Here is a 23,440-nt window from a genome sequence, read left to right as displayed (position 1 = left end):
CTCCACTAGATCCGTTCCATCTTCGGTAACCACACGCGAATCAGCGAAAACAGGCGATCGAGATCGATGGGCTTGGCCAGGTAATCGTTGGCGCCGGCCTGCAGGCAGTGCTCCTGATCGTCCTTCATGGCCTTGGCCGTCACCGCGATGATCGGCAGCTTGCGCCAGCGCGGGTCCTTGCGGATTTCAACGGTGGCTTCAAAGCCATCCATTTCCGGCATCATCACGTCCATCAACACCAGATCGATGTCTTGCACCTCATTGAGTCGTTCAATCGCTTCGCGGCCGTTGCGGCCAATGACCACGACTGCGCCCTTATGCTCCAGCGCGCTGGTGAGGGCGAAAATGTTGCGCACATCGTCATCCACCAGCAGCACCTTGCGGCCTTCGAAGACCTTGTCGCGGCTGCGGGCGACCTTGAGCATCTTCTGCCGTTCATGGGACAACCGTGATTCGACTTTGTGCAGAAAAAGCGTCACCTCATCCAGCAACCGCTCTGGCGAGCGTGCGCCCTTGATGATGATCGAACGCGAATACTTGCGCAGTTCGGCCTCTTCATCCCGGGTCAGGTTGCGCCCGGTATAGACGATGACCGGCGGAAAGGAGCAGATGTCTTCGGTGGACATGCGCTTGAGCAAGTCATTGCCGAGCATGTCCGGCAACTTGAGGTCGATGATCATGCAATCGAAGACCGACGTGCGCAGCAGGTCCAGCGCCTCCTGAGCCAGGCCAACGGCGGTGATCTCGATGTCATCGTCGCCGATCAGGCGGGCAATGCTGTCGCGCTGCAAGTCGTCGTCCTCGACCAGCAGCACGCGCTTGACCTTCTGGGTCAGCTTGGCCTCGAGGCGTGCGAACACGTCCTTGAGTTCCTCGCGGGTGGTCGGTTTGACCGCATAGCCAATGGCGCCCATATGCATGGCCGCCTCGACCCGGTCTTCGACCGAAATCACATGCACCGGGATGTGCCGGGTTTCGGCGTGTTCCTTCAGGCGTTGGAGTACGGTCAGGCCGGAATGATCCGGCAGGCGCATGTCCAGCAGGATCGCATCGGGGATGAACGCCTTGGCCAGTTCGTAGCCTTCGTCGGCACCGTGGGCCACCAGGCATTGATAACCCAGTTCATGGGCCAGGTCGTAGAGGATGTGCGCAAAGTTCGCCTCGTCCTCCACCACCAGAATGCAGCGGGTGGTGAACGGCCCCTTGTTGCGATCGTCGTCGAAACGCGGAATGTCGACTTCGGCCACCAAAGGCGACAACGTAGGCGGCAATACACTCGGCGCTGCCGCAGGAGCGGCTCGCATCGGTTCGACAGGCACTTCGCCAGGTTCCACGTACTGCTGCGGCAAGACCAGGGTAAACACACTGCCCTGCCCCGGCGTGCTGGTCACACTGATGGAGCCGCCGAGCAAGGCCGCCAGGTCACGGGAAATCGACAAGCCCAGCCCGGTGCCGCCGTAACGCCGATTGGTGGTGCCATCGGCCTGACGGAACGCTTCGAAAATGCTTTCGTGCTGATCCACATCGATGCCGATTCCGGAATCGCGGATGCTGAACACGATGCCGTCATTCGGCGCCGTGGCGACGGACAGGCCGACGCTGCCGCTTTCAGTGAACTTCACGGCGTTGGACAACAGGTTCTTGAGCACTTGCTCCAGGCGCTGGCGGTCGGTGAACAGCATCAGCGGCGCACCGCCCTGCACATCCACCTGGAAATCCAGCTGCTTGTCCGTGGCCAATGGCTGGAACAGGCCGCGCAGGCCATCCACCAGCCGGGCGACGCTGGTGTTCTCTGGATGGATCTCCAGCTTGCCGGCCTCGACCTTGGAAATATCCAGAATGTCGTTGATCAGGTGGAGCAAGTCATTGCCGGCGGAGTAGATCGACTCGGCGAATTTGACCTGCTCGGCAGTGAGGTTTTCTTCCGGGTTTTCCGCCAGCAACTTGGCCAGGATCAACGAGCTGTTGAGCGGCGTACGCAACTCATGGGACATGTTGGCGAGGAATTCGGACTTGTACTTGCTCGAGCGCTGCAATTCTACTGCGCGATCTTCGAGCTGGATCTGGGCCTGATTGAGTTCGGTATTCTTCAGATCCATGGCGTCGCGTTGCTCGGCCAGTACTTCTGCCTGCTCGGCGAGTTGTTCGTTGGTCTGCTCCAGCTCCACCTGCTGGGTTTCCAGGTGAGCCTGGGACTCCTTGAGAATCCGCGACTGCTCTTCAAGCTCTTCGTTGGCGGTCTTGAGTTCTTCCTGCTGAACCTGCAATTCTTCGTTGAGTTGCTGGGTTTCGGCCAGTACCTCCTGCAAACGCTGGCGATAGCGTGCCGCCTCGATCGAGGTGCCGATGTTGCCGGCTATCAGCTCAAGCAATTCAACGTCACGGTCCGTCAGTGGACGCAGAAAGCCCAACTCGATCACGCCATTGATCCGCTCGTCGTCGCTGGTTGGCACCACCAGCACACTGCGGGGCAAACCGTCACCGAGGCCCGAGCTGACCTTGAAGTAATCCCCCGGGACCTCGTCCAGGCGAATCAGCCGTGCCTGCTGCGCCACTTGGCCGACAATGCCTTCGTCGCTGTAGATCTGCTGTTCACGATCCTCCTGCTCACGGGAAAAACCGTAGGTGGCGATGCGCCTGAGGCCGCCGTGGTCTTCGCGCACATAAATGGCCGCCACGGCGGTGCCCAGGTACTGCGCGCAGAATTGCAGGATGTTGCGACCCAGCATGCTCAGGCTCAATTGCCCCAGCACTTGCTCGGCCAGCTCGGTCTGGCCGTTGCGCAGCCAGGCCTGCTGCTCCAGGTGATGGGCGCTGGCCTGTTGGGCGGCAAGGTTGACGCTGTAGTTCTGCGACAGGGTCAACAAATCGCGGCGCCCGACATACGACAGCAACCCGCTGACCCCGGCTATGAACAACAGGTAGAGGCTGATGCTCGTGATCGTGGTGCGCCGCACTTCATCATTGCGCGATGCGCGCAACTGTTGCTCGGTGTCGATCACCGCCTCGAACTGCTTGCGAATTTCATCGGTCAGACGTTTGCCGCGTCCGGCCTTGACCACGGCGCGATAATCGCCGTTGCTGCGCTGCAGATCGATCATCGATTGCGCATAGTTGGTCCACTCCTGCTGCAAGGCCTGCAACCGTATCAAGCGATCAGTCTGCACCGGGTTGTCGGCGGTCAGTTCGAGCAAGGAGCTGAGTTCCACGGCGATGCGCGGCTTGGCGGTTTCGTAGGGATCGAGGAAGTGTTCTTCGCCACTGAGCAGGAAACCGCGCATCCCGGTTTCCAGGTCCACGGTCAACTTCACCGCTTCATTGGCGTTATTGATCACCCGGTCGGTGTGTTCCACCCACTGGATCGTCGACAACAAATAGGTGATCAGCGACACGAAGAACACGGCGCTGATGAGACCCAGACCCAACGGCAGGCTGATGTTGCGACTCAGGAGTTTACGAAATCGTTGCTCATCAACCGAGGACGCGGAGGTCATGGGGCAGGCCTTGTCGAACTGTCAGAATGCAAGGAGTTTGCCCCAAAACTGGCACATTGATCCAATTTTCTGACATGTTTGCGCGCAAGGTCCTACATTCCGCTGCTCCCGTTCCAGTGCACGGGTTATCCTTGCCTGACCTGCGCCGCCAATCCTTTTTCCAACGCATTGGGAACTTGTCGGGATCCGCCACTTGCTCATGCAAGAGCCAGGTGATTTCCAGCGCCCGGCAATGCCAATCTTTTTCGGGGATTCGACTATGTCATCCGCCAACGCCTCCACCATCCTCGTCGTCGAAGACGATGCCATCGTGCGCATGCTGATCGTCGACGTACTGGAAGAGCTGGAATTCAAGGTGCTGGAAGCCGATGGCAGCGAACAGGCGCTGGAGACGCTCAAGGACGTGAGCCAGCAAATTGACCTGATGATGACTGATGTTGGCCTGCCGGTCATGGACGGCCGCGAACTGGCCACCCTCGCCCGCACGTTACGCCCCGACCTGCCCATCCTGTTCGCCAGCGGTTATGCCGAAAACATCGAAGTGCCTGTCGACATGCACGTGATCGGCAAACCCTTCTCCATTGATCAGTTGCGCGACATGGTCAAAGGCATTCTCGGGTGACCCTGCGCTGTGCTGTGGTTTAATGCGCGGCTTTTTCGTCCCTGCCCTGTCTTCGCTTCAAGGAAATCCTGTACATGATTGAGCCCCGCGCAACCAAAGTCCTGGTCATTGGTTACGTCTGGCCCGAGCCCCGCTCTTCCGCGGCCAGCGGGCATGTCATGCAGATTCTCGAGGTTTTCCTGGAACATGGCTGGGACATCACGTTCAGCAGCCCAGCAGGCTTCGGCGAGCAACGCGCAGACCTGACAGCGTTGGGTATTCGCGAAGTCCCCATCGAGCTGAACAACAGCAGTTTCGACGCATTCATCAGCGAACTGGCGCCGGACATCGTGCTGTTCGATCAATTCATGATGGAGGAACAGTTCGGCTGGAGGGTCGAGAAGCATTGCCCCGATGCCTTGCGCGTGCTCGAAAGCTGCGACCTGCAAAGCCTCCGGCAGGGTCGGCATCAACGCCTCAAGGAGCGCTTGAAGGCCAGTGACGACAACAATGACTTCAGCGACCTGTTCGCCCCAGCGTCGCGCGACGAATTTGAACACATGGCCAATACCGATATGGCGAAGCGCGAAATCGCCTCATTTTATCGTTGTGATTTGACGCTGATGGTTTCCGAAGTGGAAATCGAATTGCTGGCCGAGCAGTTCCGGTTTCCCCGCTCCCTGTTGCACTGGTGCCCGTTGATGGTCGATGTTCCGACTCGTGCGCCGGTACCCTTTGAAGACCGGGCACACTTTCTACATATCGGTAACTTTCGCCATGCACCCAACTGGGATGCGGTGCTCTGGTTGAAAACCGCTATCTGGCCGCTGATTCGCGAGCAGATACCCGGCGCTCAATTGCATATCTATGGTGCCTACACACCACCCAAGGCGACTGCCCTGCATAACCCGGCCCAGGGTTTTCATGTCATGAACTGGGCAGAAGACGCCTTGCAAGTCATGTCGTCGGCGCGGGTTTGCATGGCGCCTCTGCGTTTTGGCGCGGGAATCAAAGGCAAGATTGTCGATGCGATGCTCTGTGGCACACCGAATGTGACGACGCCAGTCGGCGCCGAGGCGATGCATGGCGAAGAGGCATGGCCCGGTGCAGTGACCCGTTCGGCACGTGAGTTCGCCGATCATGCCGTGCAACTGCACAACGACAAGACTCGCTGGCAGGATGCCCAGGCGCACGGACAAACCCTGCTTGCCGGCCGCTACCGCAAATCCGTTCATGGCCCGGCCTTGATCCAGCGGCTGGTCGATTGCCAACGGGATATGGTCAACATCAGACGAGATAACTTTACCGGCAGCATGCTGCGTCATCACCAGCACAAGAGCACTCAATACATGGCGCAATGGATCGAGGCGAAAAACCGACTGAATCAGGAGTAGCTCGCCCTCCTTGAGCGCGCCTTGCACGAACAGACGCATCGGCGGTAGTAGCGCTATCGATCCGGCAAGAGGCATGATCCGGACGGGATAACAACACAAGCGCCCTGACATGACCCGCACCGCCAGAGTCACCGATCCTTCCTATGAGTTGATGGACGACCACAACGGCTTGTCCATCATCTACCGCCAGCATGGTTTCCCCTGCCCGCTGGTGCGCTGGCATTTCCACAAGGAATACGAGCTGCACCTGATCGTCGCCAGTTCCGGCAAGGTGTTCATCGGCGACTACATCGGCAACTTCTATCCGCAAACTCTATTCCTGACCGGTCCCAACCTGCCCCACAACTGGATCAGCCAGGTCGCCGAGAATGAAGTGGTGCCCAAGCGCGACATGCTGGTCAACTTCACCGACGAGTTGTTCGACAGCGGCTATCAGGTGTTCGCCGAACTCAAGGCCCTGGCACCGCTGCTGGAGCGCGCGCAGTACGGCATCGAGTTTCGTTGCAAGCACACCATCGGCAAGGCGATGGATCTGATGCAGCGCATTGCCGATACCACCGGTGTGACCCGTCTCGGGCACTTTTTCATTCTGCTGGAATTGCTCGCGGCCACCGACGACTACCAATTGCTCTCTGGCGCCACAACCCCGCAACTGGCCGACGAGCACAACATCGATCGCACCAACCGCGCAGTGGATTACATTTTTGCCCACTACGCCCGGGATTTGACGCTGGAGGAAGTCGCAGATCATCTGGGCATGAAACCGACTTATTTCAGCCGGGTATTCAAGCAGGCCACCGGGCGCAATTTCATTGAATTCGTCAATCGCCTGCGCATCAGCAAGTCCTGCGAGTTGCTGGCCGATGGCGACAAGCCGGTGACCGATGTCTGCTTCGAATCGGGCTTCAACAATATTTCCAACTTCAACCGACGCTTCCAGCAACTCAAGGGCATGACGCCTTCGCATTACCGGCGGTTGGTGGTGCAGCGGTTGACCGAGCAAAACCTGGGTTGACCCCTCACATCCCACAGGTACAGCGCTAAGCCTTGAAACCTGTACGGATTCAATACCCCTCCTTCGCTGAAAAGCCCTTCCCTGCGCCCAACACCCAAAACTTCAGTGCAAAAAAGTATCGATCAAGGTGCGATGGATGATTTGTCTCGCCTGCCATTGAAGGATGTAATCAGCACAGATTCTTCCCTCCGCAGGAAGACACAAAAACAATAACTGTCCTTCTGTCTCCCGCCGGGTGCAGAAAAGGAGTGCACGATGCAACCTTCGGTAAAAGCCCTGCTTGCCCTCACCTGCATGACCCTCAGCAGCGTCACCCTTGGTGCGCAGACCCTGACCATCGCCACCGTCAACAACAGCGACATGATCCGCATGCAAAAGCTCTCGAAAACCTTCGAGGCCGAGCATCCGGACATCAAGCTCAATTGGGTGGTCCTCGAAGAAAACGTCCTGCGCCAGCGCCTGACCACCGACATCGCCACCCAGGGCGGGCAGTTCGACGTGCTGACCATCGGCATGTACGAAGCCGCACTCTGGGGCGCCAAGGGCTGGCTGGAGCCGATGAGGGATTTGCCGGCCAGCTATGCCCTCGACGACGTGTTCCCGTCGGTGCGCGAAGGCCTGTCGGTCAAAGGCTCGCTGTACGCCCTGCCGTTCTACGCCGAGAGCTCGATTACCTATTACCGCACCGACCTGTTCAAGGACGCTGGCCTGACTATGCCCGAGCGTCCGACCTGGGAGCAGATCGGTGAATTCGCCGCCAAACTGAACAAACCCGAGCAGGAACAGTACGGTATCTGCCTGCGGGGCAAGGCTGGCTGGGGCGAGAACATGGCGCTGATCAGCACCGTGGCCAACGCCTATGGCGCGCGCTGGTTCGATGAAAAGTGGCAGCCGGAATTCAACGGCCCCGAATGGAAAAACGCGCTGAACTTCTATGTCGACACCATGAAGCAATCCGGCCCGCCGGGGGCGTCGAGCAACGGATTCAATGAAAACCTGGCGCTGTTCAACAGCGGTAAATGCGCGATCTGGGTCGATGCCAGCGTCGCCGGCTCGTTCGTCACCGACAAGTCCCAGAGCAAGGTCACCGATCACGTCGGCTTCACCTATGCGCCGCATCAGGTCACTGACAAGGGCTCGGCCTGGTTGTACTCCTGGGCGCTGGCCATTCCGACCAGTTCCAAGGCCAAGGACGCGGCGAAAACCTTCAGCGCCTGGGCCACGTCCAAAGAATACAGCGCACTGGTCGCGGAAAAAGACGGCATCGCCAACGTGCCACCGGGTACCCGGGCCTCGACCTACAGCGAGGCGTACATGAACGCCGCGCCGTTCGCCAGGGTCACGCTGGAGTCGCTCAAGGCCGCGGACCCGAGCAAGCCGGGCGCCAGGCCTGTGCCGTACATCGGCATCCAGTTGGTGACCATTCCCGAGTTCCAGGGCATTGGTACCCAGGTCGGCAAATCCTTCTCGGCGGCGCTGATCGGCCAGACCACGGTCGACCAGGCCTTGGCGGCAGCCCAGCAAACCACCGAGCGCGAGATGAAGCGCGCGGGTTATCCCAAGTAACCCTTCAGTACTCATTTTTGTGGCGAGGGAGCTTGCTCCCGCTGGGCTGCGAAGCGGCCCCAAACCCAGCAACAGTGTCTTTTCTGACAGGACACTTTCGCCAGGTTTACGACTGCTTCGCAGCCGAACGGGAGCAAGCTCCCTCGCCACAAGTAACTCGCCGAATAACGAGCAAGTGATCACCATGAATACATCAACTGCCAAAGCTCACATGGACATTGCCCAACCCCAGCGCAAAAGCCGCGTGGCCAATCCCGGCTGGTTCCTGGTCAGCCCTTCGGTGGCCTTGCTGCTGTTGTGGATGATCGTACCGCTGGGTATGACCGTCTACTTCTCGACGATTCGCTACAACTTGCTCAACCCCGGCGAGAACGAGTTCGTCGGGCTGGAAAACTTCACCTACTTCCTCACCGACTCGGGCTTCCTGCCCGGCGCCACCAACACCTTGTTGCTGGTGGGCAGCGTGCTGCTGATCAGTGTGGTGTTCGGCGTGCTGATCAGTGCGCTGCTTGAGGCCAGTGAGTTTTTCGGTCGCGGCATCGTGCGGGTGATGCTGATCTCGCCGTTTTTCATCATGCCCACGGTGGGCGCGCTGATCTGGAAGAACCTGATTTTCCATCCGGTGTCGGGGATTCTCGCCTACGTCTGGAAGCTGTTCGGTGCGCAACCGGTGGACTGGCTGGCGCACTACCCGCTGCTGTCGATCATCATCATTGTCTCGTGGCAATGGCTGCCCTTCGCGATCCTGATCCTGATGACCGCCATGCAGTCCCTCGACCAGGAACAGAAAGAAGCCGCGCGCCTCGATGGTGCCGGGCCCATCGCGATTTTCTGGCACCTGACCCTGCCACACCTGGCGCGTCCGATTGCGGTGGTGGTGATGATTGAAACCATCTTCCTGCTCTCGGTGTTCGCCGAAATCTTCACCACCACCAACGGCGGCCCCGGCTACGCCTCGACCAACCTCGCCTACCTGATCTACAACCAGGCGCTGGTGCAGTTCGACGTCGGCATGGCCTCGGCGGGCGGCCTGATCGCCGTGGTCATCGCCAACATCGCCGCGATCATCCTGGTGCGGATGATTGGCAAAAACCTGACCGACAAAGCCTGAGGCCTGCCATGACTCTTCAACAATCCCGTCGTTTGCAAAGCCTGCTGCTCGGTACGTTGGCCTGGGCCATCGCCATCGTGATTTTCTTTCCGATCTTCTGGATGGTACTGACCAGTTTCAAGACCGAAATCGATGCCTTCGCCACACCGCCGCAGTTCATCTTCATGCCGACGCTGGAGAACTACCTGCACATCAACGAGCGCAGCGACTATTTCAGCTTTGCCTGGAACTCGGTGGTGATTTCCTTCAGCGCCACGGCCCTGTGCCTGCTGATCGCGGTGCCGGCGGCCTACTCCATGGCGTTCTACGAAACCCAGCGCACCAGAGGCACGCTGCTGTGGATGCTCTCCACCAAGATGCTGCCGCCAGTGGGTGTGCTGATGCCGATCTATCTGCTGGCCAAGAGTTTCGGCCTGCTCGACACGCGGATCGCGCTGATCGTGATCTACACGCTGATCAACCTGCCGATCGTGGTCTGGATGATTTACACCTACTTCAAGGACATCCCCAGGGACATCCTCGAAGCCGCGCGGCTGGACGGCGCGACGCTGGCCCAGGAAATGCTGCGGGTGTTGCTGCCCATCGCCAAGGGCGGCCTGGCATCCACGGTGCTGCTGTCGCTGATCCTGTGCTGGAACGAGGCGTTCTGGTCGCTGAACCTGACCTCATCGAAAGCCGCGCCATTGACCGCATTGATCGCTTCGTACTCAAGCCCCGAAGGGCTGTTCTGGGCCAAGTTGTCGGCTGTCTCGACCCTGGCCTGTGCGCCGATCCTGATCTTCGGCTGGGTCAGCCAGAAACAACTGGTGCGCGGCCTGTCGTTCGGCGCCGTGAAATAGCCCTCAAAAGAATAAGCACAAAAGGAGCGCCACCATGGCCAACCTGAAAATCAAGAATCTGCAAAAAGGCTTCGAAGGCTTTTCCATCATCAAGGGCATTGACCTGGAAGTGAATGACAAGGAGTTCGTGGTCTTCGTCGGCCCGTCGGGGTGCGGCAAATCCACGCTGCTGCGACTGATCGCGGGGCTGGAGGAAGTCAGCGGCGGCACCATCGAGCTCGACGGTCGCGACATCACCGAAGTGAGCCCGGCCAAGCGCGACCTGGCGATGGTGTTCCAGACCTACGCCCTGTACCCGCACATGAGCGTGCGCAAGAACATGTCGTTCGCCCTCGACCTGGCCGGCGTGGCGAAAGCCGAAGTGGAGAAGAAGGTCAGCGAAGCAGCGCGCATCCTCGAACTGGGGCCGATGCTGGAGCGCAAGCCCAAGCAACTGTCCGGCGGCCAGCGCCAGCGCGTGGCGATTGGCCGGGCCATCGTGCGCAACCCGAAAATTTTCCTGTTCGACGAACCGTTGTCCAACCTCGATGCTGCCCTGCGGGTACAGATGCGACTGGAACTGTTGCGCCTGCACAAGGAACTGCAAGCCACGATGATCTACGTGACTCACGATCAGGTCGAAGCGATGACCATGGCCGACAAAGTGGTCGTACTCAATGGCGGCAAGATCGAGCAAGTCGGTTCGCCGCTGGACCTCTATCACCAGCCGGCCAACCTGTTCGTCGCCGGTTTCCTGGGCACGCCGAAAATGGGCTTCCTCAAGGGTAAGGTCACCCGCGTCGACAACCAGGGCTGCGAAGTGCAACTCGACGCCGGAACCCGCGTCAGCCTGCCCTTGAGCGGCAGGCATCTGAGCGTCGGGAGTGCGGTGACGCTGGGCATTCGCCCGGAGCATCTGGAGCTGGCCAAACCCGGCGATTGCACCTTGCAGGTCACCGCCGATGTCAGCGAACGCTTGGGCAGCGACACCTTCTGCCACGTCCGGACGGCATCCGGCGAAGCCCTGACCCTGCGCGTTCGCGGCGATCTGGCCAGCCGTTACGGTGAAACCCTGAGCCTGCATCTGGATGCGCAACACTGCCATTTATTCGATGCCGACGGCGTGGCGTTGACCCGCCCGCTGCGCGTTGCTGCCTGAATTCAGAGAGCCTGCGATGAAACTCAATAAACACAACCTCAGCCGCCTCGCCCCTGAAGTGGTCCTGCCCGCCTACGCCCTGGGCGAGACCCGCCAAGGCATCGCGCACATCGGCGTCGGCGGTTTCCACCGAGCCCATCAGGCTTACTACACCGACGCCTTGATGAATACCGGCGAAGGCCTGGAGTGGGCCATCTGCGGTGTCGGCCTACGCACTGAAGACCGCCGCGCCCGTGACGACCTTAGGGATCAGGATTACCTGTTCACCCTGTTCGAACTCGGCGATAGCGACGACACCGAAGTGCGGGTGATCGGCGCCATCCGCGACATGCTGCTGGCCGAGGACGGTGCCCAGGCATTGATCGACAAATTGGCCAGCCCCGAGATCCGCATCGTCTCTCTGACCATCACCGAAGGCGGGTATTGCATCGACGACAGCACCGGCGAGTTCATGGCGCACTTGCCGCAGATCCAGCATGACCTGGCGAACCCTGACGCCCCGAAAACCGTGTTCGGTTTCCTCTGCGCCGCACTGGCCAGGCGCCGCGCCGCCGGCACAGCGGCCTTCACCCTGATGTCCTGCGATAACCTGCCGCACAACGGCGCCGTCACCCGCAAGGCCCTGCTGGCTTTCGCCGCCTTGCACGACAGCCAATTGCGCGACTGGATCGACACCAACGTCAGTTTCCCCAACGCCATGGTCGACCGCATCACGCCGATGACCAGCACCCACCATCGCTTGCAACTGGCGGACCAGCATGGCGTGGACGATGCCTGGCCGGTGGTCTGCGAACCCTTCGCGCAATGGGTGCTGGAAGACCGGTTCGTCAACGGTCGCCCGGCCTGGGAAAGGGTCGGCGTGCAATTCACCGACGACGTCACGCCCTACGAAGAAATGAAGATCATGCTGCTCAACGGCAGTCATCTGGCGCTGACCTACCTGGGGTTCCTCAAGGGTTACCGCTTCGTCCACGAGACCATGAACGACCCGCTGTTCGTGCGCTACATGCGCACCTACATGGATCTGGACGTGACGCCACAGCTGCCGGCGGTGCCAGGAATCGACCTGACCGAGTACAAGAACACCCTGGTGGCGCGCTTCTCCAATCAGGCGATTGCCGACCAGCTTGAACGGGTGTGTTCGGACGGCTCGTCGAAGTTTCCGAAATTCACCGTACCGACCATCAACCGCTTGATCGCCGATGGCCGCGAGACCAAGCGCGCGGCGTTGGTGGTGGCGGCGTGGGCGCTGTACCTCAAGGGCGTGGATGAGCATGGCGAGACCTACGCGATTGCGGATCCACGGGCGGCATTCTGCCAGGCGCTGGTGGCCGATGATGTGCTGATTACCCAGCGTTTGCTGGCGGTCGAGGAGATTTTTGGTACGGCCATTGCGCGCTCGCCGGAGTTTGTCGCGGCTTTTGAGTGGTGTTGCAACAGCTTGCGGGAGGTTGGGGTTTCGCGGACGTTGGAGCGGGTGCTGGCTTGAGGTCGGTGGTGTAGCGACTGCCGTCTTCGCGAGCAGGCTCGCGATAAGGGCTTACTGATATCCAAGGATCCTGCATGACAACCCAACAACTATTCCTCGGCATCGACTGCGGCACCCAGGGCACCAAAGCGGTCATCCTCGACGCCGTCAGCGGCGAGGTGCTGGGCCAGGGCGCAGCCACCCACACGATGATCAGCGGCCCCAACGGCCGTCGCGAACAGGACACCGGCCAGTGGCTGGAAGCCTTCGCCACCGCCACCCGCCGCGCCTTGCTCGCGGCCAAAGTCGATGGCCAGTCTATTCTCGGCATTGGCGTGTCCGGCCAGCAACATGGCCTGGTGCTGCTCGACGATCAGGGCAAGGTGTTGCGCCCGGCGAAACTCTGGTGTGACACCGAAACGACCCCGGAGAATGACCGACTGCTCGCGCACCTGGGTGGTGAAAAGGGTTCTCTGGAACGCCTCGGCGTGGTCATCGCGCCGGGCTACACCGTATCCAAGCTGTTATGGACCAAAGAGCAGCATCCCGAGGTGTTCTCCCGGATCGCCGGCATTCTGCTACCCCATGATTACCTCAACCATTGGCTAACCGGCCGCAGTTGCAGCGAATACGGCGATGCCTCGGGCACCGGGTATTTCAATGTGCGTACGCGCCAGTGGGATTTGCAATTGCTGCGTGACATCGACCCCAGCGGACGCCTGCAAGCGGCGCTGCCGGAGCTGATCGATCCCCACCAGGCAGTCGGTACAATTCTGCCGGGCATTGCCGAATACCTGGGCATCAACCCGAAGGCCCTGGTCTCCAGCGGTGGCGGCGACAACATGATGGGCGCCATCGGCACCGGCAACATCCAGCCCGGTGCAATCACCATGAGCCTGGGCTCGTCGGGCACGGTGTACGCCTATGCCGATCAGCCGTACGTCGCCGTGGATTCCGCAGTTGCCACGTTCTGTTCTTCCAGTGGCGGCTGGCTGCCTTTGATCTGCACCATGAACCTGACCAATGTCACCAGCCTGATTCGTGACCTGCTGGACCTCGACATCGATCAGTTCAACGAACTGGTTGCCCAGTCGCCGATAGGTGCCGAGGGCGTTTGCATGCTGCCGTTCTTCAACGGAGAGCGGGTGCCTGCCCTGCCCCATGCCAGTGCCAGCCTGTCGGGGCTGACCATGACTAACCTGACCCGGGCCAACCTGTGCCGCGCGGTGGTCGAAGGCACGACGTTCGGTTTGCGTTACGGACTGGACCTGCTACGCCACAATGGCTTACAAAGCCGCAGCATTCGGCTGATCGGCGGCGGGTCAAAAAGTGCGGTCTGGCGGCAAATCGTCGCCGACACCATGAATACGCCGGTGATCTGCACCGAACAAAGCGAGGCTGCGGCCTTGGGTGCGGCGATTCAGGTGGCCTGGTGCGTATCCCGGGCGAACGGGCGCGAAGACAGCCTGGCGCAATTGTGCGAGCGCTGCGTGAAACTCGACCCGGTCAGTGAAACCCTGCCGGTCGCCGACAATGTGCAAGCCTGCCAGCAGGCGTATGAACGCTATCAACAGCAAGTCGCAACCCTAATTAAAGAGTGAACAACTATGTACCTGGTGTGTGGCGAAGCGCTGTTCGATTTTTTCAGTGAAAACGACGCCAGTGGTGTGGCGTCCAAAGTGAATTTCAAGGCCATTGCCGGTGGCTCGCCGTTCAACGTGGCGGTGGGCTTGCGCCGCTTGGGCGTGGACGCGGCGCTGTTGGCCGGGTTGTCCACCGACTACCTGGGCCGGCGCCTGCTGCAAGTGTTGCAGGATGAGGGCGTGTGCCAGGACTACCTGCTGGATTTTGCCGCGCCGACCACACTGGCGATGGTCGCGGTCGGGGCCAATGGCTCGCCGCAGTACAGCTTCCGTGGCGAAGGCTGCGCGGATCGACAATTGCAACCGGAGCACCTGCCGACACTCGGGCCTGAGGTACGCGGCCTGCATATCGGCTCGTTTTCCCTGGTAGTGCAGCCGATTGCCGATACACTATTGGCATTGGTGCGTCGGGAAAGCGGCAAGCGCCTGATCAGCCTCGACCCCAACGTTCGCTTGAACCCGGAGCCGGACATCCGCCTGTGGCGTAACCGGATCGCGACGCTGGTGGAGCTGGCTGATCTGATCAAGGTCAGCGACGAGGATCTGCATCTGCTTTGCCCCGGCCAAGACCCGGCGCAGGTGATCGAAGGCTGGTTGCAGCACCGCTGTCAGCTAGTGTTCCTGACCCGGGGTGGCGAAGGCGCGAGCGTGTTCAGCCGGACTCACGGTTCGTGGTCGGCTCCTGCCTGTGCGGTAAAAATCGCCGACACCGTGGGTGCGGGCGATACCTTTCAGGCGGCCCTGATTACCTGGCTGACTGAACAGCAACTGGACTCGGTAGAGGGCGTGAAGCAACTTGGCCGCGAGCAGATCGATCGCATGCTGAAGTTCGCGGTGCAGGCGGCGGCGTTGACGTGCAGCAAGACCGGGCCGGATTTGCCTTATCGCAAGCAACTGGATTTGCGCTGAGTTCAAAGGCCTCATCGCGAGCAGGCTCGCGATGACTTTCCATCAGGCGCCCTATGGTCTTAACTGATACACAGGATCGCGCATCCGCGGCAAGCGGTGTTCAGCCGGGTTAACCCTCGCTTAACCGTGCGATCCAACACTTCACTGGACCGCACGCTCTCAGACTGTTCTGACGCCCAGTGCGGCAAGTTCGACAAGCGACACATCGAACTGACATCCCGTCCGCACCGGAGATCGCTGATGAACACTCGCACCCTGCTGGTTACCGCCGCCTTCGCCTGCACCGCGTTTGCCGGCCTGGCTCAGGCCAATGACACCACAACTTCCCAAGCCGTGCCCTATCACTACGGCATGCCATTGCATGTCAGCAAAGTGATTTCACTGACCGAGCCGGACACCATGGAGTGCAAAGTGGTGAAGGCCGAGATGAAGTACATCGATGACACGGGAAAACCCGCAGAAATCACCTACCGTAAACTTTCCGACGCTTGCGAGAACCAGGGCTGACTGAATAGTCTGATTTGGTACTTGGCAGTATTCCTTTGAGGGTTGCGGCGCTATGCTCTAGCGCCCCCTCTCTGCCCGCAAGGATTGGCCATGCAGTTGTCGTTTCGCACGTTATCGATGTTTACCGCCGCTTTATGCCTTGTTCTGAGCCTGGTCTGGGGCCTGACACCGCAATGGTTATTGTCGTTCTGGGATATCGAGTTTTCATTCGCGGTGGGATTGGTCGCGCGACGCACCGCCGTGCTGTTTGGGGCGTTGAGCGTGTTCTCTTTTCTGGTTCGCAACGCGCCCCCTTGCGAAACCCGCAAAGCGCTGAGCCTCGGCTTCGTCGTCGGCGCCTGGGGATTGGCCGTGCTGGGTTTTGCCGAATGGCTCAGTGGCCATGTCGGGCCGGGGATTTTGCTGGCAGTCGGGTTTGAACTGGCGCTGGGCCTGGCATTCTTCCAGACCCGGCGCGTGTCCGTCGAACTCGAAACAGCAGGCTAGAGCGCTTTACCCAGCATAGAGTGCGGATCGCACCTCGATGTGATGCTGTCGGGAACGCAGTTGGGCAATCAACTCGTTGATTTCCCGACAACCATTGAGCCCGGAGGCATCGATGCCGGTGACCAATAGATCGAGCTGATCGGTTTTCCCGTCTGCATAGACCTTGACGGTCATCGACAGATCCGGCGACAGCGTGCACTGGCAGCGCTTGGGCAGAAAACTGCTTTCGATGATGTTGCGAATTTCCAAGGCAGAAAGAAACATGGCGACTCCCTCCTTTGTGAGACTGCCCGACGATCAATGCTTGCTCATTTGAAATCCCGGCAAGCTTCAAGGACAGCTACAGCATAAAACATACCCCGGATTTCGCAGTGCAGTTCATCGGCAATTCAAGGTTAAGGCGAGTTACCTGTAAAGCCTGTCATGCAGTTTGCAATAATCGGACTTGGCGACCCTGCAATTTGCACACCGGGCGTCCCGGGTTTGCATTCACTGCACACGACAGTGAAAATGCCGCCCTTCACTTCAAGCAAGGAGGCATCATGAGTTCGTTGACCGTTAACGCTTGCACTGCGCTAGTCGCACTGGGGCTTGCAGGCGTGGCCCACGCCGCCAAACTCGAAGACACCGCACCCTATCCGAAGGCCGAAAGCGGGTTCACCCGCCAGGTGATCCACCTCGCGCCACAGACCCGGGAAAACGACTTCCAGGTCGAGATCCTGGCTGGCAAGACGATGACCGTCGACTGCAACAATCCGCGTCTGGGCGGCATTCTCGAGGAGAAGAACCTCGAGGGGTGGGGCTATCCGTTCTATCGCCTGGAAAAAGTCATTGGCCCGATGAGCACGCTGATGGCCTGCCCGGCCGGCACGAGCAAGCAGGGTTTTGTACCGGTGGTCGGTGACGGCTTCCTGGTGCGTTACAACAGCAAGCTGCCGCTTGTGCTGTACGTGCCCAAGGACATCGAAGTGCGCTATCGGATCTGGTCGGCGTCGACCAAGATCGAGAAAGCCGTTCAGGAGTAACCAGGCTAGCCGGCGGACCCTCGCGGCCTCCGCTGTCTACCTGCCCAGGCATCATGTCGAGGCGCCACTCAATGCGGCGCGCTCGGCCACATGCCCCAGGCTGTCGAAGTTGATATTGGCACCCGAGTCGATCGCCACCAGTGTCTGCCCCAAGGCACCGGTCTGCGCGACGTATTTCTTGATCCCGGCCACGGCCAGCGCCCCGGAAGGTTCGGTGATCGAGCGGGTATCGTCGTAGATATTCTTGATCGCCGCGCAAAGCTCGTCGTTGCTGACCGTCATGACCTCATCGACGCAAAACCGGCAGACCTCAAAACCGTAAGCGCCGATCTGTGCCACCGCCACCCCATCGGCAAAGGTGCCAACGCTCGGCAACACGACCCGTTCGCTGGCATGCATCGCCGCTTGCAGACACGCGGAATGTTCCGACTCGACGCCAATGATGCGAACTTCCGGCCGCAAGTATTTGACGTAAGCGGCGATACCCGCGATCAGTCCGCCACCGCCCACCGGCACGAAGATCGCGTCCAGCGGACCCTGATGCTGGCGCAGGATTTCCATGGCCACCGTGCCTTGCCCCGCGATCACCTCCGGGTCGTCGAAGGGCGAAACGAAGGTGCGACCGGTTTCCCGGGCCAGATCCAGCGCATAGGCCAGTGCAAACGGAAAGCTTTCGCCGTGCAACACCGCATCGGCGCCGCGACTGCGCACCCCGACGACCTTCAATTGCGGCGTCGTGCAGGGCATGACGATGGTGGCGTTGATCCCCAGTTCCCGCGCGGCCAGCGCCACGCCCTGCGCATGATTGCCCGCAGAAGCCGTGACCACGCCGTGGGCCTTTTGCGCCTCGCTCAATTGCACCAGTTTGTTGTAGGCGCCACGAATCTTGAAGGAAAAGGTCGGTTGCAGGTCTTCGCGCTTGAGCAGGACCTGGTTGCCCAAGGCTTCGGACAAGGCCGGCGCCGGTTGCAACGGCGTGCGCACGGCCAGTTCATACACCGGCGCGGCAAGGATTTTTTTGACGTAGCGTTCCAGCAGGGCTTGTTGATCGGCGGTAAAACTCATGGTCGTCTCCTGACATTGTTCGGGGCCCGGGAGACAGAAAAGTAAAAACCCGCCTCTAGGGCGGGTTGGGTGCTGCAGTCGTGAGCTAGCCCGCCAAATGAGGAATGGCGGTAATAATGCTTGGCTGGCAGCGCAATACGGTGGAAGTCATGGCTCGAAATTAGCCGGACGTTGATGGCAAGTCAATGGCAAGTTTTTAGATGCCTTAGTTAGCCGGCAACTTCAAACCCACCTTGTACAACCCGCCGTTCTCCTCATCGGTCAATACATACAAGTAGCCGTCCGGCCCCTGCCGCACATCGCGGATGCGTTTTTTCAAATCCCCGAGCAAGCGTTCCTCGTGGATCACCTTGTCGCCATCGAACTCCAGGCGGATCAGTTCCTGGCTGACCAGCGCGCCGATAAACACGTTGCGCTGCCAGGCCTTGAAACGATCGCCATCGTAGAACGCCATGCCGCTCAGGCCCGGGGACTTTTCCCAGACATGATTCGGGGCAACGGTGCCTTCGACGGTCTCACCCTTGGCTTCGGGAATCGGTTCACCGTTGTAGTTGATGCCATGGGTGGCCAGCGGCCAGCCGTAATTCTTGCCGCGCTCGATGATGTTGACTTCATCGCCGCCCAGAGGGCCGTGTTCGTTTTCCCACAGCGTGCCGTTCCACGGGTTGAGCGCCGCACCTTGCGGGTTACGCTGCCCGTAGGACCAGATCTCCGGGCGCACGTTGGCCTGGCCGACAAAGGGGTTGTCCTTGGGCACCGTGCCGTCCGGGTAGATGCGCACCACTTTGCCTTGCAGCTTGTCGAGGTCCTGGGCGGTCGGGCGGTCGTTGTTTTCCCCCAGGGTCACGAACAGATAGCCATCGCGATCAAACACCAGCCGCGAGCCAAAATGGTTGCCGACCGAGAGTTTGGGCTCCTGACGCAGGATCACCTGGAAATCCTTGAGCGCCGTCATATCGTCGGAGAGCCGCCCGCGGCCCACCGCTGTGCCAGCCTTGTCGCCCTGACCGCCACCTTCGGCATAGGACAGATAGACCATCCGGTCCTGTTTGAAATCCGGCGACAACGCCACGTCGAGCAATCCTCCCTGCCCCTTGGCCCAGACCGTGGGTACACCATTGAGCGGTGCCGACAACTTGCCTTCGGCGGTCACCAGTCGCAGGTTGCCGGGCCGTTCGGTTACCAGCATGCCTTTACTATCCGGCAAGAATGCCAGGGCCCAGGGGTGCTCCAGCCCCGTCACGATGGGGGTGACCTCAAGGGTGCCGTCTTCGCTTTTCATCGTCTGGGTGGGCGCGGCAAGCACAGGGACACTAGCGCTGATCAATACGCTGGCACAGAGGATTGCCAATAAGTTCTTACGCAACATGCAGGATTCCTTTTCTGATGGAAATGGGGCCTGGTGAAAAATAGCGGTCAGACGTCATACCTGCCACTCAACGGTTGCTGGTACCGGTGTCTCGTGGGGGAGGATTGGGAATGAATTTCGGTGGGCTGGCGGGAGCTGTCCGGTCGGGATAGCGATTACCGATACCACCGTTGTCCAGCGTCGGCGATCGCTGGACCGGCACGGTATTCGGCCCGCGTATGGCCGGGGCGCTGGGTTGAGTGCCTTGCATGCTGTTGGGATTGGCCCGCTGAATCGGACTGTTGTAAGGGTTGTTGCGGGTGCTGCCCGGCAGGTTCTGGGCCAACTGCAACGAAGCAAGGGCATCGGCCTGGGCCAGTGGGCCCAATACGGTACTCAAGGCCAGCGCAATGGCGCCAAACACATATCGGTTCATGGGGTGCCTCTCTGCGTCCGCGTGGATAAGGACTTCGATACCACGCTACGCCCGAGGTTCGGATTTGTTAACAAAAACCTCCCCGGCACGATGCAACACGACGTTGATCCGGCCTCTTCGCGAGCAGGCTCGCTCCCACAATGGACGGTGGGCATTCATGACATTTGTGGTTAGCTCATAACCTGTGTGAGTGTGGCTAGCGATGAGGCCGGCCGCCCGAACACCCGGCTCAGATCAGAATGAACACCACCAGCAACCCGGCAAAGATCGACCACTTTTGGAAGTAGTAAAGCTTGCGGTTGCGCTTTTTCAGTTCCTTGCCGTGCAGGCGAACCTTGTAGACCTTGCTGAACAGCCGGTTGAGCCCGCCGGTCCGGTCTCCGTCCTCGTTCGGTGCACCTGCCGCCGACATGACATTGCGGCTGAACCAGCGATTGAATGCCGCTGCCCAGCGATACTTCATCGGCCGCTCGATGTCGCAGAACAAAATGATGCGATTGTGCGGCGTGGTGTTCTCTGCGTAATGAATGTAGGTCTCATCGAACATCACGGCTTCGCCATCGCGCCAATGGTAGTTCTGGCCATCGACATTGATGTAGCAACCGTCGGCGTTGGGTGTGTCCAGCCCGAGGTGATAACGGTACGAACCGGCATACGGGTCGCGATGGCGCACCAGCCTGGAGCCCGGTGGCAACTCGGCGAACATCGCCGCCTTGATCGAGCCGATGCCCTGCACCAGTTCGGTGGTGCGCGGGCAGAGTTTCATGGCCGACGGATGGCTATCGCCATACCACTTGAGATAGAAGCGCTTCCAGCCGGTCTTGAAAAACGAGTTGAAACCGACGTCATCGTATTGGTTCGAACGCTTGATCTCGCCTGCGTGAAGCAAGTTCTGGCCTTCGGCACGAATTTGTTCCCAATGCGCCTGCAGCGGGCTCAGGTCGGGAAAGTCAGCTGGATCGAGATACGGTTTGTTGGGGATTTTCGAAAACAGATACACAAAGCAGTTGATCGGCGCCAGAAACGTCGAGTGATCACTCAACTGGCGACCCAGCTTGTGGCGCACTCGGCCACGCAGGTGGACATACGCAATAGAGACAACGTAGATAACGGCAATGATCAGCTTCACGGAAATCGTCACAGGTCGGAAGTAAACAAACTGCGCCCTTTACCGGCATGCCGGTCCCCGGGTCTTGTGGAGCGGCTGAATACGAAACAGCGGCCCCTTGGTGCCATCGAGCCACGCCGATGGTCGGCGTTCAACTGACGGATGGCATTTTAGCCACAGTCTGTAACCAATAGTTAACCTGCAACTGTGAAAATGTGTCCGCAAAAACCGCCAAAGCGTTGCAGAGGCCTCATCGCCCTATCGTTTAAAGAGCCAGACCAGTACAATCGCCGCCAAACTTTACGCGCCCCCAGGTTGAGAGCGGGAAAATCCCCTTTCAGCGCACGTTGACTCGGGCCAGGCGCGCCACATGCTGCTGTCCACTTAATGCCAGATGGATCTTCCACTGCCGATCGGGATGAATGTCCCGGGGTCCGAACAGTGGAAACGGGTACTGAACCGGTACTGCCGCAACCCTAGCTACTCTGAATGCTTCGCAGGAAAAACCTTTGATTTCTACAGCTAACATCACGATGCAGTTCGGCGCCAAGCCGCTCTTCGAAAACGTCTCGGTCAAATTCAACGGTGGCAACCGTTACGGTCTGATCGGCGCCAACGGTTGCGGCAAGTCGACCTTCATGAAGATTCTCGGCGACGACCTCGAGCCGTCCGGCGGCCAGGTCATGCTGGAGCCGAACGTGCGCCTGGGTAAATTGCGCCAGGACCAGTTCGCCTACGAAGAATTCACCGTGATCGATACCGTGATCATGGGTCACGAAGAACTGTGGAAGGTCAAGGCCGAGCGCGACCGCATCTACTCGCTGCCGGAAATGAGCGAAGAAGACGGCATGGCCGTGGCCGAGCTGGAAACCGAATTCGCCGAAATGGACGGCTACACCGCCGAATCCCGTGCCGGTGAACTGCTGCTGGGCCTGGGTATTCCCCTGGAACAGCATTTCGGCCCGATGTCCGAAGTCGCGCCAGGCTGGAAACTGCGGGTATTGCTGGCCCAGGCATTGTTCTCCGATCCTGAAGTGCTGTTGCTCGACGAACCGACCAACCACCTGGACATCAACACCATTCGCTGGCTGGAAACCATTCTCAAGGCGCGTAACAGCACCATGATTATCATTTCCCACGACCGTCACTTCCTCAACAGCGTCTGCACCCACATGGCTGACCTGGACTACGGTGAGCTGCGCCTGTTCCCGGGCAACTATGACGAGTACATGACTGCGGCAACCCAGTCCCGCGAGCAGTTGCTGTCGGACAACGCCAAGAAGAAAGCCCAGATCTCCGAACTGCAGACGTTCGTCAGCCGCTTCTCGGCCAACGCCTCGAAAGCCAAGCAGGCCACTTCCCGCGCCAAGCAGATCGACAAGATCCAGCTGGCCGAAGTCAAGCCATCGAGCCGCGTGAGCCCGTTCATCCGTTTCGAACAGACCAAGAAGCTGCACCGCCAGGCCGTGACCATCGAGCAGATGTCCAAGGGTTTCGACGGCAAGACCCTGTTCAAGAACTTCAGCTTCACCGTCGAAGCCGGCGAGCGCCTGGCGATCATCGGCCCGAACGGTATCGGCAAGACCACCCTGCTGCGCACCCTGATGGGCGAGCTGACCCCGGACGCCGGTTCCGTGAAGTGGACCGAAAGCGCGGAGCTGGGCTACTACGCCCAGGACCACGCCCATGACTTCGAAGACGACGTCAGCCTGTTCGACTGGATGGGCCAGTGGACTCAGGGCGAGCAGATCATCCGTGGCACCCTGGGTCGCATGCTGTTCTCCAACGACGAGATCCTCAAGTCGGTCAAGGTCATCTCCGGTGGTGAACAAGGCCGCATGCTGTTCGGCAGGCTGATCCTGCAAAAGCCGAACGTTCTGGTGATGGACGAACCGACCAACCACCTGGACATGGAATCCATCGAAGCGCTGAACCTGGCGCTGGAAAACTACCCGGGCACGCTGATCTTCGTCAGCCACGACCGTGAGTTCGTATCGTCCCTGGCCACCCGCATCATCGAGTTGAGCCCTAACGGCGTGACCGACTTCAGCGGCACCTATGACGATTACCTGCGTAGCCAGGGTGTGGTGTTCTAAAGGCAGCCATCAGTTTTAAGCTGCAAGCTACAGGTTAAGAGCCCTGTCCATGTGACGGGGCTTTTTGCATTCCGGGCCAAGGTTTTTTGTTGGTGCATGAATCATCGCGAGCAAGCTCGCTCCCACAGGGGAATGCATTTCAAAATGTGGGAGCGGGCTTGCTCGCGAAGAGGCCATGAGGAACAGTGATA

General features: G+C 59.8%; 20 protein-coding genes. 14 read left to right on the top strand and 6 right to left on the bottom strand.

Going from position 1 to position 23,440, the window contains the following annotated elements:
- Window positions 1-5: 5 nt before the first annotated feature.
- Entirely contained in the window at window positions 6-3,494 is a 3,489-nt protein-coding gene (locus KGB07_RS00380; RefSeq protein ID WP_223464097.1) for a response regulator, read from the bottom strand.
- A 259-nt stretch (window positions 3,495-3,753) separates the two neighbouring features.
- Here KGB07_RS00380 and KGB07_RS00375 point away from each other — a divergent pair, with 259 nt between their 5' ends.
- The 12 genes from KGB07_RS00375 (at window position 3,754) to KGB07_RS00320 (ending at window position 16,171) form a co-directional block, all read left to right on the top strand.
- Window positions 3,754-4,116 carry a response regulator gene (locus KGB07_RS00375; RefSeq protein ID WP_046042127.1) on the top strand — a complete coding sequence of 121 codons (363 nt, stop codon included), beginning with the start codon at window positions 3,754-3,756 and terminating at the stop codon, window positions 4,114-4,116.
- Window positions 4,117-4,190: 74 nt separating this feature from the next.
- On the top strand, window positions 4,191-5,489 hold the full coding sequence (locus KGB07_RS00370) for a glycosyltransferase (protein ID WP_223464095.1): 1,299 nt from the start codon (window positions 4,191-4,193) through the stop codon (window positions 5,487-5,489).
- Between the two features lie 109 nt (window positions 5,490-5,598).
- A complete protein-coding gene (locus tag KGB07_RS00365; RefSeq protein ID WP_046042045.1) occupies window positions 5,599-6,504 on the top strand; it encodes an AraC family transcriptional regulator in 906 nt (301 codons plus the stop codon).
- Between the two features lie 255 nt (window positions 6,505-6,759).
- A complete protein-coding gene (locus tag KGB07_RS00360; protein ID WP_046042046.1) occupies window positions 6,760-8,070 on the top strand; it encodes an ABC transporter substrate-binding protein in 1,311 nt (436 codons plus the stop codon).
- Window positions 8,071-8,254: 184 nt separating this feature from the next.
- Window positions 8,255-9,181: a carbohydrate ABC transporter permease gene (locus KGB07_RS00355; protein ID WP_046042047.1), complete on the top strand. Its 927-nt coding sequence runs from the start codon at window positions 8,255-8,257 to the stop codon at window positions 9,179-9,181.
- A gap of 8 nt (window positions 9,182-9,189) precedes the next feature.
- Window positions 9,190-10,020, top strand: a complete 831-nt coding sequence (locus KGB07_RS00350) for a carbohydrate ABC transporter permease (RefSeq protein WP_046042049.1) — start codon at window positions 9,190-9,192, stop codon at window positions 10,018-10,020.
- 34 nt (window positions 10,021-10,054) lie between these two features.
- A complete protein-coding gene (locus KGB07_RS00345; RefSeq protein ID WP_223464093.1) occupies window positions 10,055-11,158 on the top strand; it encodes an ABC transporter ATP-binding protein in 1,104 nt (367 codons plus the stop codon).
- A gap of 16 nt (window positions 11,159-11,174) precedes the next feature.
- On the top strand, window positions 11,175-12,647 hold the full coding sequence (locus KGB07_RS00340; protein ID WP_223464091.1) for a mannitol dehydrogenase family protein: 1,473 nt from the start codon (window positions 11,175-11,177) through the stop codon (window positions 12,645-12,647).
- A 74-nt stretch (window positions 12,648-12,721) separates the two neighbouring features.
- Complete coding sequence (xylB, locus tag KGB07_RS00335; RefSeq protein ID WP_046042053.1) at window positions 12,722-14,227, top strand: xylulokinase; 1,506 nt, start codon at window positions 12,722-12,724, stop codon at window positions 14,225-14,227.
- Window positions 14,228-14,233: 6 nt separating this feature from the next.
- Complete coding sequence (locus tag KGB07_RS00330; protein WP_046042054.1) at window positions 14,234-15,178, top strand: carbohydrate kinase family protein; 945 nt, start codon at window positions 14,234-14,236, stop codon at window positions 15,176-15,178.
- Window positions 15,179-15,418: 240 nt separating this feature from the next.
- Entirely contained in the window at window positions 15,419-15,685 is a 267-nt protein-coding gene (locus KGB07_RS00325) for a DUF2790 domain-containing protein (protein ID WP_046042055.1), read from the top strand.
- A gap of 90 nt (window positions 15,686-15,775) precedes the next feature.
- Complete coding sequence (locus tag KGB07_RS00320; RefSeq protein WP_046042056.1) at window positions 15,776-16,171, top strand: hypothetical protein; 396 nt, start codon at window positions 15,776-15,778, stop codon at window positions 16,169-16,171.
- A gap of 6 nt (window positions 16,172-16,177) precedes the next feature.
- Here KGB07_RS00320 and KGB07_RS00315 read toward each other — a convergent pair whose 3' ends face one another.
- Window positions 16,178-16,435 (bottom strand): DUF1652 domain-containing protein, encoded by a 258-nt coding sequence (locus KGB07_RS00315; protein WP_223464090.1) that lies wholly within the window; start codon window positions 16,433-16,435, stop codon window positions 16,178-16,180.
- A gap of 278 nt (window positions 16,436-16,713) precedes the next feature.
- Between KGB07_RS00315 and eco the strand changes: the two genes are divergently transcribed.
- Window positions 16,714-17,196, top strand: a complete 483-nt coding sequence (gene eco / locus KGB07_RS00310) for a serine protease inhibitor ecotin (protein WP_223464089.1) — start codon at window positions 16,714-16,716, stop codon at window positions 17,194-17,196.
- 51 nt (window positions 17,197-17,247) lie between these two features.
- Here eco and ilvA read toward each other — a convergent pair whose 3' ends face one another.
- The 4 genes from ilvA to lpxO all read right to left on the bottom strand — a co-directional run bounded on the left by ilvA (window position 17,248) and on the right by lpxO (window position 21,174).
- Entirely contained in the window at window positions 17,248-18,261 is a 1,014-nt protein-coding gene (gene ilvA / locus KGB07_RS00305) for a threonine ammonia-lyase, biosynthetic (protein ID WP_223464088.1), read from the bottom strand.
- Between the two features lie 205 nt (window positions 18,262-18,466).
- Complete coding sequence (locus tag KGB07_RS00300) at window positions 18,467-19,630, bottom strand: PQQ-dependent sugar dehydrogenase (RefSeq protein WP_223464087.1); 1,164 nt, start codon at window positions 19,628-19,630, stop codon at window positions 18,467-18,469.
- 67 nt (window positions 19,631-19,697) lie between these two features.
- On the bottom strand, window positions 19,698-20,045 hold the full coding sequence (locus KGB07_RS00295; protein WP_223464086.1) for a hypothetical protein: 348 nt from the start codon (window positions 20,043-20,045) through the stop codon (window positions 19,698-19,700).
- A gap of 229 nt (window positions 20,046-20,274) precedes the next feature.
- The gene (gene lpxO / locus KGB07_RS00290; protein ID WP_046042061.1) at window positions 20,275-21,174 is read right to left on the bottom strand and encodes a lipid A hydroxylase LpxO; all 900 of its coding nucleotides are present in this window, start codon (window positions 21,172-21,174) and stop codon (window positions 20,275-20,277) included.
- A 488-nt stretch (window positions 21,175-21,662) separates the two neighbouring features.
- Here lpxO and KGB07_RS00285 point away from each other — a divergent pair, with 488 nt between their 5' ends.
- Window positions 21,663-23,249, top strand: a complete 1,587-nt coding sequence (locus tag KGB07_RS00285) for an ABC-F family ATPase (RefSeq protein WP_046042062.1) — start codon at window positions 21,663-21,665, stop codon at window positions 23,247-23,249.
- Window positions 23,250-23,440: the final 191 nt, after the last annotated feature.

The organism is Pseudomonas sp. GL-RE-26 (genome assembly GCF_019956275.1).
Classification (GTDB): Bacteria; Pseudomonadota; Gammaproteobacteria; order Pseudomonadales; family Pseudomonadaceae; genus Aquipseudomonas; species Aquipseudomonas grandcourensis.
This window is presented reverse-complemented; position numbering and strand designations above follow the sequence as displayed.